This window comes from Vibrio ostreae, from assembly GCF_019226825.1.
Lineage (GTDB): Bacteria > Pseudomonadota > Gammaproteobacteria > Enterobacterales > Vibrionaceae > Vibrio > Vibrio ostreae.
Genome location: NZ_CP076643.1, coordinates 779,141 through 793,823, shown reverse-complemented (window position 1 = coordinate 793,823; position 14,683 = coordinate 779,141). Strand labels below are relative to the sequence as shown.

The following is a 14,683-nucleotide window of genomic DNA, read 5'->3' as shown; positions in this document are numbered from 1 at the left end:
GGCTTGCATTGACCTATAGCTCCATGTTTTAAATAGAGCATTCAAATTTCCAGACAAGGATCGTAAATGTCAGAAGGCAACAAGACCAAACTCATCACCGCCGGCCGCAATAAAAAATGGACCCAAGGTGTGGTCAACCCACCCGTACAACGTGCTTCGACAGTCGTATTCGATACGGTAGCTGAAAAAAATCACGCCACGATCAACCGCGCCAATAAAACGCTGTTTTACGGACGTCGCGGGACCACCACCCACTTTGCGTTTCAGGAAGCCATGGTGGAAGTGGAAGGCGGCGCCGGTTGTGCGCTATACCCGTGCGGGACCGCCGCCATCAGTAACACGATTCTTTCGTTCGTAGAATCTGGCGATCATCTGTTGATGGTGGATACCTGTTACGAGCCGACACGTGATTTTTGTGACAAGATCCTGAAGAAATTCGGCGTAGAAACCACCTACTACGAACCAACGATTGGTGAAGGCATCCGTGACCTGATTCAGCCAAACACCAAGATTCTGTTTACCGAATCACCAGGTTCGATCACCATGGAAGTGCAGGACGTCCCGACTCTGGCTCGTATCGCCCACGAGCAGGATATCATTGTCATGCTCGACAACACCTGGGGTGCCGGCGTTAACTTCTCGCCATTTGAGCACGGCGTCGACATTTCGATTCAGGCGGCAACCAAGTATATCGTCGGTCACTCAGATGTGATGCTGGGCACTGCGGTTGCCAGTGAAAAATACTGGGATCAACTGCGCGAGCAGAGCTATCTGATGGGTCAGTGTGTCTCGCCGGATGACGCTTACTTAGGCCTGCGTGGCATTCGTACTTTGGATGTGCGTCTGCGTCAGCACGCGGAAAGCAGCCTGAAAGTAGCGAAATGGTTGGAGCAGCGTCCGGAAGTGGACCACGTCCGTCACCCGGCACTGGAAAGCTGCCCGGGGCATGAATTCTTCAAACGCGACTTTACCGGCGGTAACGGCCTGTTTTCGTTTGTGCTGAAAACCAGTAACCCGCGTGCAACGACTGCCCTGCTGGACAGTATGCAGCACTTCAGCATGGGTTATTCCTGGGGCGGTTTCGAAAGCCTGATCCTGGCCAATGAGCCAAAGAGCTTTAACAGCCTGCGTACGGTGGCAAATCCTAACTTCAGCGGCACGCTGATTCGTATTCATATCGGTCTGGAAGACGTCGACGACTTGATTGCCGATCTGGAGCAAGGTCTGGCGCGTTACAACGCGGTTATTCTGGAGCAGGAAGCCACTGCCTGAACAGAGTTAAACCTGATGGCTTGAGCGTTGGTACGTGATAAGTGCCAGAGACAGCAAAGCCCTGCAACCGCAGGGCTTTTTGATAGCACAAACAATGAGTCATTTAAACGCCATTCAGGCAACTACTTGCACGGACATCCTTGCAGGTGATCATTAACCATGCCCATTGCCTGCATAAACGAGTAACAGATCGTTTCACCGACGAATTTAAAACCGCGCTTTTTCAGAAAGTGACTCATGGCGCGCGACTGATCGGTGGAAACCGGCACGTCCTCCATCGTAGTCCAGTGATTCATCAGCGGCTGATGGTCAACAAATTGCCACAACGCTTTATCCAGCGAACCAAATTCTTGCTGCAAAGCTAATGCAGCGCGCGCGTTGGAAAACACCGATGCAATTTTGCCACGATGTTTTACCACATCAAACTGGCTGATGATCGGCTCGACCCGAGCTTCATCGTACTGCGCCAGCCGCTTAATATCGTAATCTTCAAATGCCTGCCGGTAGCCTTCGCGTTTGCGCAGGATGGTGATCCAGCTGAGTCCGGCCTGCGCCCCTTCCAGGGTAAGAAATTCAAACAGCGTCTTATCATCATGCACCGGTTTGCCCCATTCAGCATCATGATATTCTCGCTCAAGCGGATGTTTCATCGCCCAGGCACAGGTGGTGTCGCTTTGAAGGATATGTTCAGCTAAGGTCATGCTTCCTGCCTTGTTCATTGGCTAAATGTAAGTAGCTTATAAATTCCGGAATTCGCGGTTCACTTTAAAGGCATCAGAAGTGACGTAGGCTTCCAACCTGCGTACCCGCAATTCTGCGTCACTGAGATCATCTTGCAGTGTCTGCAGCAGCTCCTGCGCTGTTTTGCCCTGCTCCCAGGGTGAGCTTTTCAGTGTATGTGACTGTTGGCTGCGCAAAGTATCCCGGTACTGCTGCGGCTGTTTCTCCAGCATCAGAGTCAGCGCGATATAGGCAATCAGCACTAATGCAAACGCGCCCAGCAAGGATACCGTGATCACTAAAATCCTGACCACCCAGACTTCAAGGCCAAAATAGTCAGCCAGGCCGGCACACACACCGGATATCTTACCGTTGACCGGATCACGATACAGTTCACGACCTGTCATAGTGACCTCTCCAGTTTGGCGATTCGGCATCCAGAATTCGCTCCAGTGTATTGATGCGATCTTGCAGCCCTTTTGCCTTATCGGACAACCCCTGCAGTGCTTCATAATCTTCCTGCGACAAACCGTTGGCCGCTTTACGCTTGCTGCGGTAATGCAGCAGCAGCCACAACGGTGCCACAAAAATCAAAAAGACGACCAGCGGTCCTGCTAAAAAAAATGTGGCCATAGTTCGCTCCTGATTAATCCACTGAGATTATTAGTGTTTATTCATATCTTGTTTGAGCTTTGCCAGCTCTTGTTCAATTTCATCCTGAGCCTGCAGCTCGGCAAATTCCTGATCAAGCGACTTTCCTGACTGAGCATAAAGGTCCGCTTCGGCTTCCAGTTCATCGACTTTACGCGAGTACTGTGCAAATTTAGCCATCGCCTCATCAGTGCGGCTGGTATGCAGATGACGCTGCACGTCACGGCGGTTGCCGGCGGCCTGGCTGCGAATCGCTAACGCCTGCTGTTTAGCCCGGGTTTCGGTGATCTTACTTTCCAGCTTGGTGATTTCACCGGTCAGCTTATCAATCGTCTCTTCCACCAGCGTCTGCTCAGTATGCAATCCTTTCAATACATTGTGCAATTTCTGTTTCTCAATCAGTGCGCCACGTGCCAGATCCTCACGCTGTTTATTGAGTGCCAGGGTTGCTTTTGCTTGCCAGTCTTCAATCTGCTGCTCCAGCGCCTCGACTTTGCGCGCCAGCTCTTTTTTATCTGCTATGGCTTTGGCCGAGTTGGTGCGGACCTCAACCAGAGTATCTTCCATTTCCTGAATAATGAGACGAATCATTTTTTCCGGATCTTCAGCTTTATCTAATAGTGCGCTGATATTGGAATTCACAATGTCTGCGAAACGCGAAAAGATGCCCATAATGTCACTCCTTATGATGAACTCTGCATGTGGTGCCGGTCATGACCTCATGACCGCCTCAATCTCAGAGTTCCAAAAAGCGTGCCAATAATCAGACCTTTATTTTTCAGTCGCTTAGTTTGAATAGTGACACGTTCTTCACTATGCTGTGAAAGAATTCGCTAACAGTTGGTTAAATTCACCAAGCCGTGTTGAGCACAGGATTGTTGAGGAAAAGATATGCCCCATAATTTGATCGGTGAATCGCCATCGTTTCTGGCCGTACTCGATAAAGTTTCTCGCCTTGCGCCGATTGAGCGCCCAGTGCTGATCACCGGAGAACGCGGTACCGGCAAAGAGTTGATCGCCCAGCGCGTGCACTACTTATCACGCCGCTGGGATCAACCTCTGGTCGCGCTCAACTGCTCAACTCTGAGTGAAGGCTTGATTGATTCAGAGCTATTCGGCCATGAATCCGGCTCATTTACCGGGTCGAAAGGCCGTCATCAGGGACGCTTTGAACGAGCTGAAGGCGGCACCCTGTTTCTCGATGAACTGGCGACGGCCCCCTTGTCAGTGCAGGAAAAGCTGCTGCGGGTTATCGAATATGGCCAGTACGAACGGGTTGGCGGCCACCAGGCTCTGACCGCTAACGTACGTCTGATCTGCGCCACCAACGCCGACCTGCCACAATTGGCACAGCAAGGTTCTTTTCGCGCTGACCTGCTCGACCGGCTAGCCTTCGACGTCATTGCCCTGCCTCCGCTGCGCGAGCGGCGTGAAGATATTCAGTTGTTAGCGCAGCACTTTGCTATCCGCATGTGCCGCGAACTGGCTCTGCCACTGTTTGTCGGTTTTACAGACCGCGCCGTTCAGGCTCTGCTCGATTACGCCTGGCCCGGCAACGTGCGTGAACTCAAAAATGTCATTGAGCGTGCCGTCTATCAACATGGTCAGCACGAAGCGCCGATCGACAATCTGGTTTTCGACCCGTTCAGCCAGCCCTGGCATAATCCGCCGCCGCACAAAGACTCTTCAGCCTTAGCATCTCCGGCCGCAGCATCTTCGGCCTCCAACACTGTGGCGAGCTTTCCAATGGATTATAAGCAGTGGCAGCAGGATCAGGACAAAGCGATTCTCAACCAGGCTCTGCAGGCGGCTAAGTTTAACCAGCGTCAGGCCGCGGAGCTGCTTGGCTTGAGCTATCATCAATTTAGGGGCATGGTGCGTAAATATCAATTACTGCAAGACAACCCTGAATAAACAGGCGCTTGCCGACCAACTGGCCCGTCCGATCAATCTTTGCGCGGCTTAACTCGGCTAAAGCTGAGTTTTCACTGACAGGGCACGCTTTTCATCAACACTAGGCATGGTTTCAGCCTACAAACAATGGTAAATTAGCGGGATTTTGAGGCGTTCATGCGCAAGAATCCGCCTCGGTTCTCAACTCAGTTTCATTATGAAAACTTTATTACGACTTACTCTGGGATTATGCGGCATCAGCCTGCTGGCAGGATGTGGCGAGGAAATCGATCATAGTAAAATCCGCGAGAGCGGATTTGTTTACTGTGGTCAGGGCAGCCCGAGCACATTTAACCCGCAACTGGTCGACAGCGGCATTACATCTGAAGCCCTCAGCCCTCAGATCTACGATACGCTGATTAAACTCGATCCTGAAACTCACCTGCCTGTCCCTAACATTGCCACCGAATGGGATGTCAACAGCAGTGGTACCGAGTACATCTTCAAACTGCGTGACGGGGTCCAATTCCAGACGACCCGCTGGTTTTCTCCGACCCGTACGCTGACGGCCGAGGATGTAGTATTCAGCTTCCGCCGCATTATCGACACCACCAATCCTTACCATAACGTTCACAGCGGTGGTTATCCCTGGTTTGCCGGTATCGATTTTTCCAACCTGCTGGTTGATGTCCAGGCGCTGGACGATCATACGGTCAAATTTACCTTAAGCCGCGCTGATAACAGCTTTTTGTCCAACATTGCCACCACGCACGCCGTGATTCTGTCTGAGGAATACGCCCATCAGCTGGAGCTGAAGGACGAAAAACCGATGCTCGACAGTCATCCGGTCGGTACCGGGCCGTTCTATCTCGACGAATTCCAGATGCATGATTTAGTCCGTCTGCGTCGCCATGGCGGTTACTGGAATGGTCCGGCGAATATGGAGCAGGTGGTGTTTGATATTTCCCAGCGCGGCACCGGCACTCTGGCCAAATTACTGCGCGATGAGTGTGATGTGCTGAGCTCGCCGATTTCGAGCCAGATCCCGATCATCGAAAAGCAGGCCAACATCGTTCTGGATGCCAAGCCGGCGATGAACGTGGCGTTTATTGCCGTAAATACTTCTCATCCGGGTCTGCGTGATGTTCGGGTCCGTAAAGCGCTTAACTTTGCTATCAACCGCCAGAATATTCTTGATTCTGTTTACTACGGCACCGGGAGTATCGCTTACAACATCCTGCCGCCGACATCGTGGGCTTACAACCGAGATAACGTCCAGGTGCGTTACGATCGTAACTACGCTCTGGCACTGCTGCGTGAAGCCGGCTTTGAGTCGGGACTGGAGCTGAGTATGTCAGTGCCGATAGAGCCAAGAGCCTACAACCCGAGCCCGCGAAAAACCGCGGAGCTGATTCAGTCCAACCTGGCTGATATCGGCGTCACCCTGCATCTGGTCCCGGAAGATCGCCTTGACCGCACCGAACTGGCGGAGCGCTCTCATATCGATCTGTTCCTGACCGGCTGGAGCGGTGATACCGGTGATCCGGATAACTTCCTGCGTCCGCTGCTCTCATGTGATTCAAACCGTGCCGGGCTGAATGTGGCGATGTGGTGTAATGCCGATTTTGACTTTTTGCTCGATCTGGCTCTGGAAGTGGAGCGGCCGCGCTATCGTTTGAATTTATACCGCCAGGCACAAAATATCTTGAACCAGGAGTTTCCGGTGATCCCGATCGCGCATGGCATGCAGTTTAAAGCATACAACAAAACCCTGACCGGCTTTCGTCTCAGCCCCTTCAGTGTCGAGCCGTTTAATACCGTCGAGAGGGTGTCTGAATAATGCTTAACTACACGCTGCGTCGTTTCAACCTGTTTGTTATTACCCTGCTGATCCTGACCATGGTCGGCTACAGCCTGCTGCGTCTGGAGCCGGACTCAGCCTGGGGCAAACTCGATTTCTGGGCCGGCTGGTCACAATATCTCAGTGAGTTACTCAAACTCAATTTCGGTGTGACCAAAAACGGCACACCAATCGTGACCGAACTGGCCTCGGTGTTTCCGGCCACGCTGGAACTGTGCCTGATTGCATTTACCCTTTCGCTGTTGGTTGGTATTCCGGTCGGCACCATAGCGGGAATGCGACAAGGTAAATGGATTGATACCGTTATCTCGTTCACCTCAATGTCGGGCTACTCAGCGCCTTTATTCTGGGTGGCACTGATCCTGATCATGGTGTTCTCGCTCAATTACGAGCTACTGCCGGTGTCCGGCCGCTACGATTTGCTGTATCAGATTAAACACGTGACCGGTTTTGCCATCATAGATGCGTTTCTGGCCGAAGGCCCTTACCGCAACTTTGCGCTGCAAAGTGTGATTGAACACATGATTCTGCCGTGTCTGGTACTCGCTCTGGCGCCGACCACACAGGTTGTACGCCTGATGCGGGCATCGGTGGCTGAAGTCATGACGCAGAACTACATCCGCGCGGCGCGTATCAAGGGTTTGTCGTACTACGAAATCGTTATCCAGCACGTACTGCGTAACGCGATTCCGCCGATTATTCCTAAATTCGGGGTCCAGCTGTCGAGTATGCTGACACTGGCTATCATCACCGAATCGATTTTCAACTGGCCGGGCATCGGCCGCTGGCTGCTCGATGCGTTGTCTAATCAGGACTACGTGTCTATCCAGGCTGGTGTGATTGCCGTTGGTGCCCTGGTGCTAACTGCCAACATTCTCTCCGATTTGATCGGTGCAATGATCAACCCTCTGGTAAGGAAGGAATGGTATGCTAACAAATAGCGTTTATCAGGAAGAGCATATCCCGACGCAGTTTGAACGCTTCTGGCGCAGTTACAAAGCCAACAATCTGGCGATGTTCGGCTTGTGGTGCCTGATCCTGATCATTCTGATTACTCTGACTTCTTACTGGCTCACCCCACACGACCCGAATATGCAGTCCGGCGAGCTTCTGGTGCCGCCGTCATGGGATCCGTCCGGCAGTGTTGAGTACTTCCTCGGTACCGATGATTTAGGCCGTGACATTCTGTCACGCCTGATTGACGGTTCGCGCCTGACATTTGGCGCATCAGTGCTGATTACCCTGCTCGCAACCGTGATCGGATGCGGTATCGGCATTATGGCCGGTATGACTAAAGGGTTGCTGTCGAGCGTACTCAACCATCTGCTTGATACGGTCATGTCGATCCCGACTCTGCTGCTGGCCATTATCTTTGTCGCCTTTCTCGGGTTCGGTGAATTTAATATTCTGCTGGCGCTGTGTCTGGCCCTGATTCCGCGCTTTATTCGTTCGCTCTACATCGCGGTGCATAACGAAGTCGAGAAAGATTACGTGATGGCAGCACGCCTGGATGGCGCCAATGACAGTTATCTGCTGTGGCACTCAATTTTCCCCAACATCCTGCCGGTGATCGCCGCAGAAGTCACCATGGCGCTGTCGATTGCCATTCTCGACATTACTGCGCTTGGTTTTCTAGGCCTTGGAGCTCAGGCGCCGAGCACGGAATGGGGCGCGATTCTGGGTGATTCGGTCGAGCTGCTTTATCTGGCTCCCTGGACAGTCACGTTACCGGGTATCGCTATCATGTATACTGTAATTATGATTAACCTGGTGGGTGAAGGCATCCGTCAGGCACTGAATGCAGGAGTCGAATAATGCCGTTACTTGATATTCGTCACCTGACAATTGAGATTGATACCCCTCAAGGTCTGGTGAAAGCGGTTGACCGCATGAGCATGACCATGAATGAAGGTGAAATTCGTGGCCTGGTGGGTGAATCAGGCTCAGGTAAAAGCCTGGTGGCCAAAGCCATTGTGGGCGTGGGTAAAGAGAACTGGCGCATCACCGCTGACCGGATGCGGCTCGGCAATATTGATTTGCTGCAATTAACTCCGCGTGAACGCCGCCGAGTTATCGCTCGTGATGTGGCGATGATTTTTCAGGAACCGTCGACCTGTCTCGATCCGTCAGACGAGGTGGGCAAACAGTTAATTGAATCTATCCCCTCGCGTACCTTTGATGGGCGCTGGTGGCAGCGCTTTGCGTGGCGTAAAAAACAAGCGATTGCTCTGTTACACAAGGTCGGCATTAAAGATCACCGCCGGGTGATGAAAAGCTACCCTTATGAACTCACCGATGGTGAGTGTCAGAAAATCATGATCGCCATGGCTATCGCCGCCAAGCCTAAGCTGCTGATTGCCGACGAGCCGACCAACGATTTGGATCCGGTCACTCAGTCGCAGATCCTGCGTCTGCTAAGTCGGATGAACCAACTCAACAACACTTCGATCTTGTTGATCGGCCATGACCTGACCACCATAACTCAATGGGCTAACCGCATCACGGTGATGTATTGCGGCCAGTCGGTGGAATCTGCCAAGACTGCAAGCCTGATGAGTCAGCCCAAGCACCCGTACACGGTCGCTCTGCTCAGAGCAATGCCGGATTTCAGTGATTGGATCCCTCATAAGGAAAAATTGCAGTCACTACCGGGGTCTATTCCTCCATTGCAGCATTTGCCAATCGGTTGTCGCCTCGGACCACGCTGCCCGTATGCGCAGCGCCAATGTGTCGAAATGCCACAAACCCGTTGGGTCAAAACCCATAAATATGCCTGTCACTTCCCGCTGAATATGGAGCAGTAACCATGAGCGATGCCTTACTGCAGGTCAGTAACTTATCGAAAGACTTTGTAACACGCTCAGGCCTGTTCAGAAAAAAAGTCCAGAGCGCCGTTAAACCGGTCAGCTTCTCGCTGGAAGCGGGACAAACCATAGGTTTTATCGGCCAGAATGGTTCAGGTAAATCGACGCTGGCGCGTATGCTGGCCGGCATGGTCGAACCAAGCGGCGGAGAAATCCGGGTCAATGGCGAACTGCTCGAACACAAAGATTACGCCACGCGCTGCAAGCTCATCCGGATGATTTTTCAGGATCCGAACACCTCGTTAAATCCGCGAATTCAGATCGGCAGAATTCTGGAAGGCCCGCTGAAACGAAACACCAGCATGGAGCCGGAAGCGCGGATGAAGCGGGTTAAAGACACCCTGTTAAGGGTCGGTCTGCTACCGGAGCACGCGTACTTTTATCCGCAAATGCTGGCGACAGGTCAGAAGCAGCGGGTTTGTCTGGCACGGGCGCTGATCCTGCAACCCTCAATCATCATTGCCGACGAAGCGTTAAATGGCCTGGATATGGCAATGCGTTCGCAGATCCTCAACCTGTTTCTGGAACTACAGGAAGAGATGGGCGTTTCGTTTATTTATGTTTCGCAGCATCTTGGCGTGATAAAGCATATCACCGACAAAGTGATGGTGATGCATGAAGGGGAAGTGGTCGAGTTTGGCGATACCAGTACGGTGCTGGCCGAGCCTCAGCACCCGATTACCCAGCGCATGGTGGAAAGTCACTTTAACAAGGCGCCGAGCTTTAAATAATTAGGCCGCGGTGATTAGTGAAAAAACCAAGCACTCACAATAATTAAGGCCTGTATAACAGGCCTTAATTTTACGAGCCGAGTCACGATTAGCGACGCGCGTTTTGTTTGTTGAGTTCGAAATCAAACTCATCCGGGAACAGTACCACGCCTTCTTCGTTGTCGTTCGGAAACACCACAACAGACAAGTCATCCTGCTCTAGCCCCTGAGTCCAGCGGCTGCGCCATTTGTTAAACGAAATCGCTTCCGCTTCACAATCGGCCCACTCCCCCGTTGCCCACGCTTCGGCAAACTCACGGTTAGGCCACACCGGCACACAATCGTCCTCTTCGGTATTGAGCATCACACAACCGTGTTCGTCTTTCAGAATCCACACTTGCTGGTTTGCTACGATCTCTTTAATGCAGTAATTAAAACGCTGCTCCTGATCATATTGATTAATGGTCGCGATTTGTTCCGCACTCAGTGTTGTCGCCATGTCGGCCTCCCAATAAAAGGGCTTACAGAATCAGGCTGTAAACCCTTAAAGCTTTGCTTAGGCAGGCATGATACCCGATTGATACGCTGACGCCAATTCACCATGCCGACCCACTTCGCCAGCACTGAGCGCCTGTCCTTTTTCTGACCTGCCACGAGCCAGCGGACAGCCGACGCGAGATTCGCATTTATAAAAATTATCGTACTCAATAAATCGTCATAATTCACTTGATAATCATTCTCATTATCGTATAGTGATAATTATTCGCATTCTCAACGGTGGTAACTATGTTTTCGATTCGATGGCCATCTGCGTTGACAGATTCGTTACGCTCCGGTGCAGCCCCACTCGGCTACAAACGACTGCTGCTGCCCATCGCCCTGACCATGTTAGTGCTCAGCCCAAACACACGTGAGCTGGCAATAACCACGTTGTCTGACTCCTTCTGGGCCGTTTCAACTTATGTGGCTCTCACTCTGGCCATTTATCATTATTTATCACGCTGGATTAACAGCACTCATCGTTTCGTGGTGGCTTTTCAGCGCTCACGTCACCTGCAAGTCATCATCGCCTCTTTACTCGGCGCGCTGCCGGGCTGTGGCGGCGCTATTGTGGTCACCACCCAGTTTGTCAATGGTAGACTCGGTTTCGGCTCTCTGGTTGCGGTACTGACAGCGACCATGGGCGATGCTGCCTTCCTGTTGCTGGCCAGCCGTCCGTTAACCGGACTGGGCGTGATCGCGATTGGTATTGTGACTGGCTGTATCACAGGGCTGGTGGTGAACACGCTGCACGGCGATGATTTTATGCGCCCGAAAAACACGCAAGCCGCGCAGCAGCCACCAGCAAACACCCACACAGCACTGAATCACCGTGCAATTAACTTACAGGGCATATTCTGGCAATGGGCAATCATCCCGGCCTCACTGGTCGCTTTTGCCCAGTCGTTCCAGATTGATGTTAATACCCGTCTGGGATTACCTGCGCACAGTATCGAATGGCTTGGTGCCAGCCTGGCCGTTACCGCGATGGTATTGTGGGCGCTGACCCGTGAGATAGACAGCTATCAGTCTGCGGTGAGTGAAAATGAGAAAGTCCGGCAGGCTCATCCACTGCAAAAAGCCGCGCAAGACACCAACTTCGTCAGTGCCTGGGTAATTATCGCTTTTCTGATCTTCGAATTAATGCGCCATTTCACTGGCTGGGAGATGAGCAACGACTGGCAGCAGTGGGAAGTCTGGATGCCGGCGGTCGGCATTATTGTCGGTATGCTGCCCGGTTGCGGCCCACAGATTTTGATCACCAGCTTTTATCTGGCGGGTAGTGTGCCGCTTTCCACCCAGTTAGCGAACGCGATTTCAAACGATGGTGACGCGCTGTTTCCTGCCATCGCACTGGCCCCCAAAGCCGCTCTGTTTGCCACGATATATACATCAATCCCGGCCATTGTCGTTGGTTACGGCTACTTTTGGCTGTTTGAAATCTAGCGGCAGCGACGCTGCGATCGTCTAGCAAGCGGTCACTATCGCCCGGCTGGCTATTCCTGCTGGTAGCGTGATCGGCAGGACTTTGCGTGCTTCCTTGCACAAACGTTCTCCACTCCAAAAATCGTACCAATGCACCGGACTGTCAGCCACCAGGGTAAAATCGCGCGCTTCAGCGCCATAATTGAACAGGCAGTGCAGGTCACTAACCTCGGTAAGATGTAAAAATGCGTGGTTAAGGCTCAGACAACTCATCGCAGCACTGCGCTGACACATCCTCTGGCGTGCGATCAGCTTTTCCAGACTATGGCGCGTGAACTCCTCAGCTTCAGGTAAACGGTCACCGGACAGCAATAATCCGCCACTTGCCAACAGAACATCACGATGAAAGTGGTAAGCGGCTTTTGAAACCTCTTGCCCGGGTAACGAGGTCAGCGTCAGGCAGTCCGGATCAATTTGCCATAGCACGCGATGCTGCCAGCTGCGATAAAAAATTTGCCGCGCTAACTGACTGAAACGGTCAATATTCCGATCCACATCATCAGCAATACGCATCGCATCCACCAGCCCCAGTGACGGCCACATCGGTGCGTTACATCCCAGTAACCAGGCGTCACCCGCGCCCTGAGCTATCGCCCTCAATCCGAGCCGGTAGGCTTCTACCCCTGTAATACCCGGTCGGAAACGCTTGCCCTTCAGCGCTCCCCAGTAACCGGCATCGAGTTTAAACAACCCGATGCCCCACTCTTCACGCATAGTGCGCACGACCCGGGTCAGGTATTGCCGGACATAAGGATTGGAACAGTCGAGAATGTACCAGGGGGTACGCCGCCATCCGCCATAGGTCACATCCTCTGCTTTGAGCAGCGTGCCGTCATAATGACGGACAAACCATTCAGGATGAGCGCGGAACAGACAGGAGTCTGCCTCGGCAATAAACGGGGCCAGCCAAATACCAACCCGTTTACCGCGCCGGCGCAGTTTTTCGGTTAATGCCCGGATCCCGCCAGGGTAACGAGTGGAGGGAGAAAGCCAGTCCCCCATATATTTCTGATAGCCGTCATCAATGACCACCCATTCCAGACTGTCTAACCCGGCGGTCATCCTGTCTGCATTAGCAATAATACGTGGCTCGCTGGCATCGGTGGCATAAGCGGGCCAGGAACACCAGCCTTGTGGAGCGTTGGCGTCACAATGTGGCCGGCAACCATGATGAAGACGCAGATAACGTGCATAATCATTAAATAATCCGGCGAGTGATTCCGCTTCCAGCATCACCACGGATTCCAGTGCGTTGAAAGCCCAATAGCGCGGCGGGCTCATTTCGCCGTCCAGATAGGCAGTTACACAATAGTGGCCGTTCAACATGCTTAATTCGAAATAACCGGCAAAACGGCGACAGGATGAAAAGCCAAACAGCAGATAACCGTTGGCACTTTCAATCACCAGATAATTATAAAAGCGCTTTGGTAACCGCTCGGCATAAAGATGATAGAGTTGCCCGTTGTCAGGGCATCGGCCGACTTCTTCGACAGCGCTTATGGTTCCTGCGGTCTGCGACAGCATCTGAAAACCATCACCATAGATCCGGGCGCCCGGCTCGATATCAAGCAGAGTCCGGCACAGTGGAAAAACCTCTGCCATAACCTGGGTTAACGGCCCCTGGTAAGAAAAACTCAGTTCATTGTAATGACGCGATACTTCGGTATCCCGAGGTTGCAAAATCTCGACTTCGCGCAAATTATCGAGCGTTAGCAGAGTCATAACATCCTCGCTCACTCAGTCTCAATATCTATTAAGTATATTGTTATTATGTTAATCGGTACCTAACCAGAATCACGCAACCTAACGCAAATGCCTGTTTATCATAGTTAACCAATAAAATTTGGCGCTATACGACACCACAAATACACCTCATACACTACACTTTATCCAGTGTACGATTCACAAGGAAAGTCAGTGCGCCATCACTACTCATTTGCTCTTCTCAGTTTAGCAGCGTTTTGTTTTGCGGCGCGTGGCGACAACATCATTCATGCCATTCAGGCTGAATGGCCCCCCTTACGTTATTGATAATCCGCAAATGCCCGGACTGGCCGTCGAATTGGTCAGCCGTGCTTTTGCCACGCAAGGCTACACTCTGCAACTTACAATAAAACCCTGGAACCGGGCATTAAAAGAAGCGCAGTACGGACGTGATCAAATTGTACTCGCCGCCTGGTATTCCGAACAGCGCACCCAGAACCTTGCTTTTTCAAAGCCTTACCTGTTTAGTGATATTCATCTGTTCGCCCGCCGTGGTTACCCGGCGCACTACACCAGCCTGAACGACTTTAAAGGTCAACGAATAGGCCTAGTGCAGAATTATGCCTATGACTCAAGCCTGATGACTCATCCGGAATTAACCCTGCTGCCGGCTGAGACGCTCCTCATTAACCTGCGTAAATTGCAAAACGGCCGGATTGATTTACTGGCCGGTGAACGACGAGTTGCTTTATGGACAATGCACGCCAACCACATCGAACCTGGTAGCCTGATCCCGCTCGAACCCGAGCTTTCGCGAACACCGGTCCATATCATGGTCGGTAAGAATAATCCCAAGGCTGGGTTGTATCTGGATGTCTTTGAAAAAGGCATGGAGGCAATTCGGGACAACGGAGAATACGCGGCCATCATGACTAAATACGAATCATATTCTACCCCCTGACAGCAAGGAGCGAGTCCGCTCC

The 14,683-nt window shown here is 52.2% G+C and carries 15 protein-coding genes; 9 read left to right on the top strand and 6 right to left on the bottom strand.

The features are described 5' to 3' along the window. Window positions 1–66 precede the first annotated feature (66 nt). Window positions 67–1,272, top strand: a complete 1,206-nt coding sequence (locus KNV97_RS09770; protein WP_136484515.1) for a cystathionine beta-lyase — start codon at window positions 67–69, stop codon at window positions 1,270–1,272. Window positions 1,273–1,394: 122 nt separating this feature from the next. Here KNV97_RS09770 and KNV97_RS09765 read toward each other — a convergent pair whose 3' ends face one another. Genes KNV97_RS09765 through pspA form a run of 4 tightly spaced genes read right to left on the bottom strand, consistent with a single transcriptional unit; the run spans window position 1,395 to window position 3,315 of the window. Continuing rightward, window positions 1,395–1,973, bottom strand: coding sequence for a DNA-3-methyladenine glycosylase I (locus KNV97_RS09765; RefSeq protein WP_218562985.1), 579 nt, complete (start codon window positions 1,971–1,973; stop codon window positions 1,395–1,397). Between the two features lie 36 nt (window positions 1,974–2,009). Beyond that, window positions 2,010–2,399, bottom strand: coding sequence for an envelope stress response membrane protein PspC (pspC, locus tag KNV97_RS09760; RefSeq protein WP_136484513.1), 390 nt, complete (start codon window positions 2,397–2,399; stop codon window positions 2,010–2,012). Next, entirely contained in the window at window positions 2,386–2,625 is a 240-nt protein-coding gene (gene pspB / locus KNV97_RS09755) for an envelope stress response membrane protein PspB (RefSeq protein ID WP_218562984.1), read from the bottom strand. Before pspB ends, pspC begins: the two co-directional genes overlap by 14 nt. Before the next feature lie 30 nt (window positions 2,626–2,655). Continuing rightward, a complete protein-coding gene (gene pspA / locus KNV97_RS09750) occupies window positions 2,656–3,315 on the bottom strand; it encodes a phage shock protein PspA (RefSeq protein ID WP_218562983.1) in 660 nt (219 codons plus the stop codon). 219 nt (window positions 3,316–3,534) lie between these two features. On the opposite strand from pspA, the gene pspF reads away from it, so the two are divergent. From pspF to KNV97_RS09720, 6 genes are all read left to right on the top strand, one after another. After that, window positions 3,535–4,557, top strand: a complete 1,023-nt coding sequence (pspF, locus tag KNV97_RS09745) for a phage shock protein operon transcriptional activator (RefSeq protein ID WP_218562982.1) — start codon at window positions 3,535–3,537, stop codon at window positions 4,555–4,557. A gap of 196 nt (window positions 4,558–4,753) precedes the next feature. Continuing rightward, entirely contained in the window at window positions 4,754–6,376 is a 1,623-nt protein-coding gene (gene sapA / locus KNV97_RS09740) for an ABC transporter substrate-binding protein SapA (RefSeq protein WP_136484507.1), read from the top strand. Further along, window positions 6,376–7,338 carry an ABC transporter permease gene (locus tag KNV97_RS09735; RefSeq protein WP_136484506.1) on the top strand — a complete coding sequence of 321 codons (963 nt, stop codon included), beginning with the start codon at window positions 6,376–6,378 and terminating at the stop codon, window positions 7,336–7,338. The genes sapA and KNV97_RS09735 overlap by 1 nt, the downstream gene beginning before the upstream one ends. Further along, a complete protein-coding gene (locus KNV97_RS09730; protein ID WP_136484505.1) occupies window positions 7,325–8,212 on the top strand; it encodes an ABC transporter permease subunit in 888 nt (295 codons plus the stop codon). The genes KNV97_RS09735 and KNV97_RS09730 overlap by 14 nt, the downstream gene beginning before the upstream one ends. Further along, entirely contained in the window at window positions 8,212–9,201 is a 990-nt protein-coding gene (locus tag KNV97_RS09725) for a peptide ABC transporter ATP-binding protein (protein WP_136484504.1), read from the top strand. The genes KNV97_RS09730 and KNV97_RS09725 overlap by 1 nt, the downstream gene beginning before the upstream one ends. Window positions 9,202–9,203: 2 nt before the next feature. Then, a complete protein-coding gene (locus KNV97_RS09720; protein WP_136484503.1) occupies window positions 9,204–9,992 on the top strand; it encodes a peptide ABC transporter ATP-binding protein in 789 nt (262 codons plus the stop codon). A gap of 88 nt (window positions 9,993–10,080) precedes the next feature. Here the strand turns inward: KNV97_RS09720 and KNV97_RS09715 are convergent, their stop codons facing one another. Then, complete coding sequence (locus KNV97_RS09715) at window positions 10,081–10,470, bottom strand: DUF2750 domain-containing protein (RefSeq protein ID WP_136484502.1); 390 nt, start codon at window positions 10,468–10,470, stop codon at window positions 10,081–10,083. Between the two features lie 287 nt (window positions 10,471–10,757). Between KNV97_RS09715 and KNV97_RS09710 the strand changes: the two genes are divergently transcribed. Continuing rightward, window positions 10,758–11,957, top strand: a complete 1,200-nt coding sequence (locus tag KNV97_RS09710; protein WP_218562981.1) for a putative manganese transporter — start codon at window positions 10,758–10,760, stop codon at window positions 11,955–11,957. A 21-nt stretch (window positions 11,958–11,978) separates the two neighbouring features. Here KNV97_RS09710 and KNV97_RS09705 read toward each other — a convergent pair whose 3' ends face one another. After that, window positions 11,979–13,718, bottom strand: a complete 1,740-nt coding sequence (locus KNV97_RS09705; protein WP_218562980.1) for a glycoside hydrolase family 36 protein — start codon at window positions 13,716–13,718, stop codon at window positions 11,979–11,981. 271 nt (window positions 13,719–13,989) lie between these two features. On the opposite strand from KNV97_RS09705, the gene KNV97_RS09700 reads away from it, so the two are divergent. Beyond that, window positions 13,990–14,661, top strand: a complete 672-nt coding sequence (locus KNV97_RS09700) for a substrate-binding periplasmic protein (RefSeq protein WP_218562979.1) — start codon at window positions 13,990–13,992, stop codon at window positions 14,659–14,661. Window positions 14,662–14,683 lie beyond the last annotated feature (22 nt).

Coding starts and splice junctions, on each gene's coding strand:
- KNV97_RS09700 (WP_218562979.1), top strand. CDS start 13,990: ATGCCATTCAGGCTGAATGGCCCCCCTTACGTTATTGATAATCCGCAA.
- pspB (WP_218562984.1), bottom strand. CDS start 2,625: ATGGCCACATTTTTTTTAGCAGGACCGCTGGTCGTCTTTTTGATTTTT.
- KNV97_RS09765 (WP_218562985.1), bottom strand. CDS start 1,973: ATGACCTTAGCTGAACATATCCTTCAAAGCGACACCACCTGTGCCTGG.
- KNV97_RS09720 (WP_136484503.1), top strand. CDS start 9,204: ATGAGCGATGCCTTACTGCAGGTCAGTAACTTATCGAAAGACTTTGTA.
- sapA (WP_136484507.1), top strand. CDS start 4,754: ATGAAAACTTTATTACGACTTACTCTGGGATTATGCGGCATCAGCCTG.
- KNV97_RS09770 (WP_136484515.1), top strand. CDS start 67: ATGTCAGAAGGCAACAAGACCAAACTCATCACCGCCGGCCGCAATAAA.
- KNV97_RS09715 (WP_136484502.1), bottom strand. CDS start 10,470: ATGGCGACAACACTGAGTGCGGAACAAATCGCGACCATTAATCAATAT.
- pspF (WP_218562982.1), top strand. CDS start 3,535: ATGCCCCATAATTTGATCGGTGAATCGCCATCGTTTCTGGCCGTACTC.
- KNV97_RS09730 (WP_136484505.1), top strand. CDS start 7,325: ATGCTAACAAATAGCGTTTATCAGGAAGAGCATATCCCGACGCAGTTT.
- KNV97_RS09705 (WP_218562980.1), bottom strand. CDS start 13,718: ATGACTCTGCTAACGCTCGATAATTTGCGCGAAGTCGAGATTTTGCAA.
- KNV97_RS09735 (WP_136484506.1), top strand. CDS start 6,376: ATGCTTAACTACACGCTGCGTCGTTTCAACCTGTTTGTTATTACCCTG.
- KNV97_RS09725 (WP_136484504.1), top strand. CDS start 8,212: ATGCCGTTACTTGATATTCGTCACCTGACAATTGAGATTGATACCCCT.
- pspC (WP_136484513.1), bottom strand. CDS start 2,399: ATGACAGGTCGTGAACTGTATCGTGATCCGGTCAACGGTAAGATATCC.
- KNV97_RS09710 (WP_218562981.1), top strand. CDS start 10,758: ATGTTTTCGATTCGATGGCCATCTGCGTTGACAGATTCGTTACGCTCC.
- pspA (WP_218562983.1), bottom strand. CDS start 3,315: ATGGGCATCTTTTCGCGTTTCGCAGACATTGTGAATTCCAATATCAGC.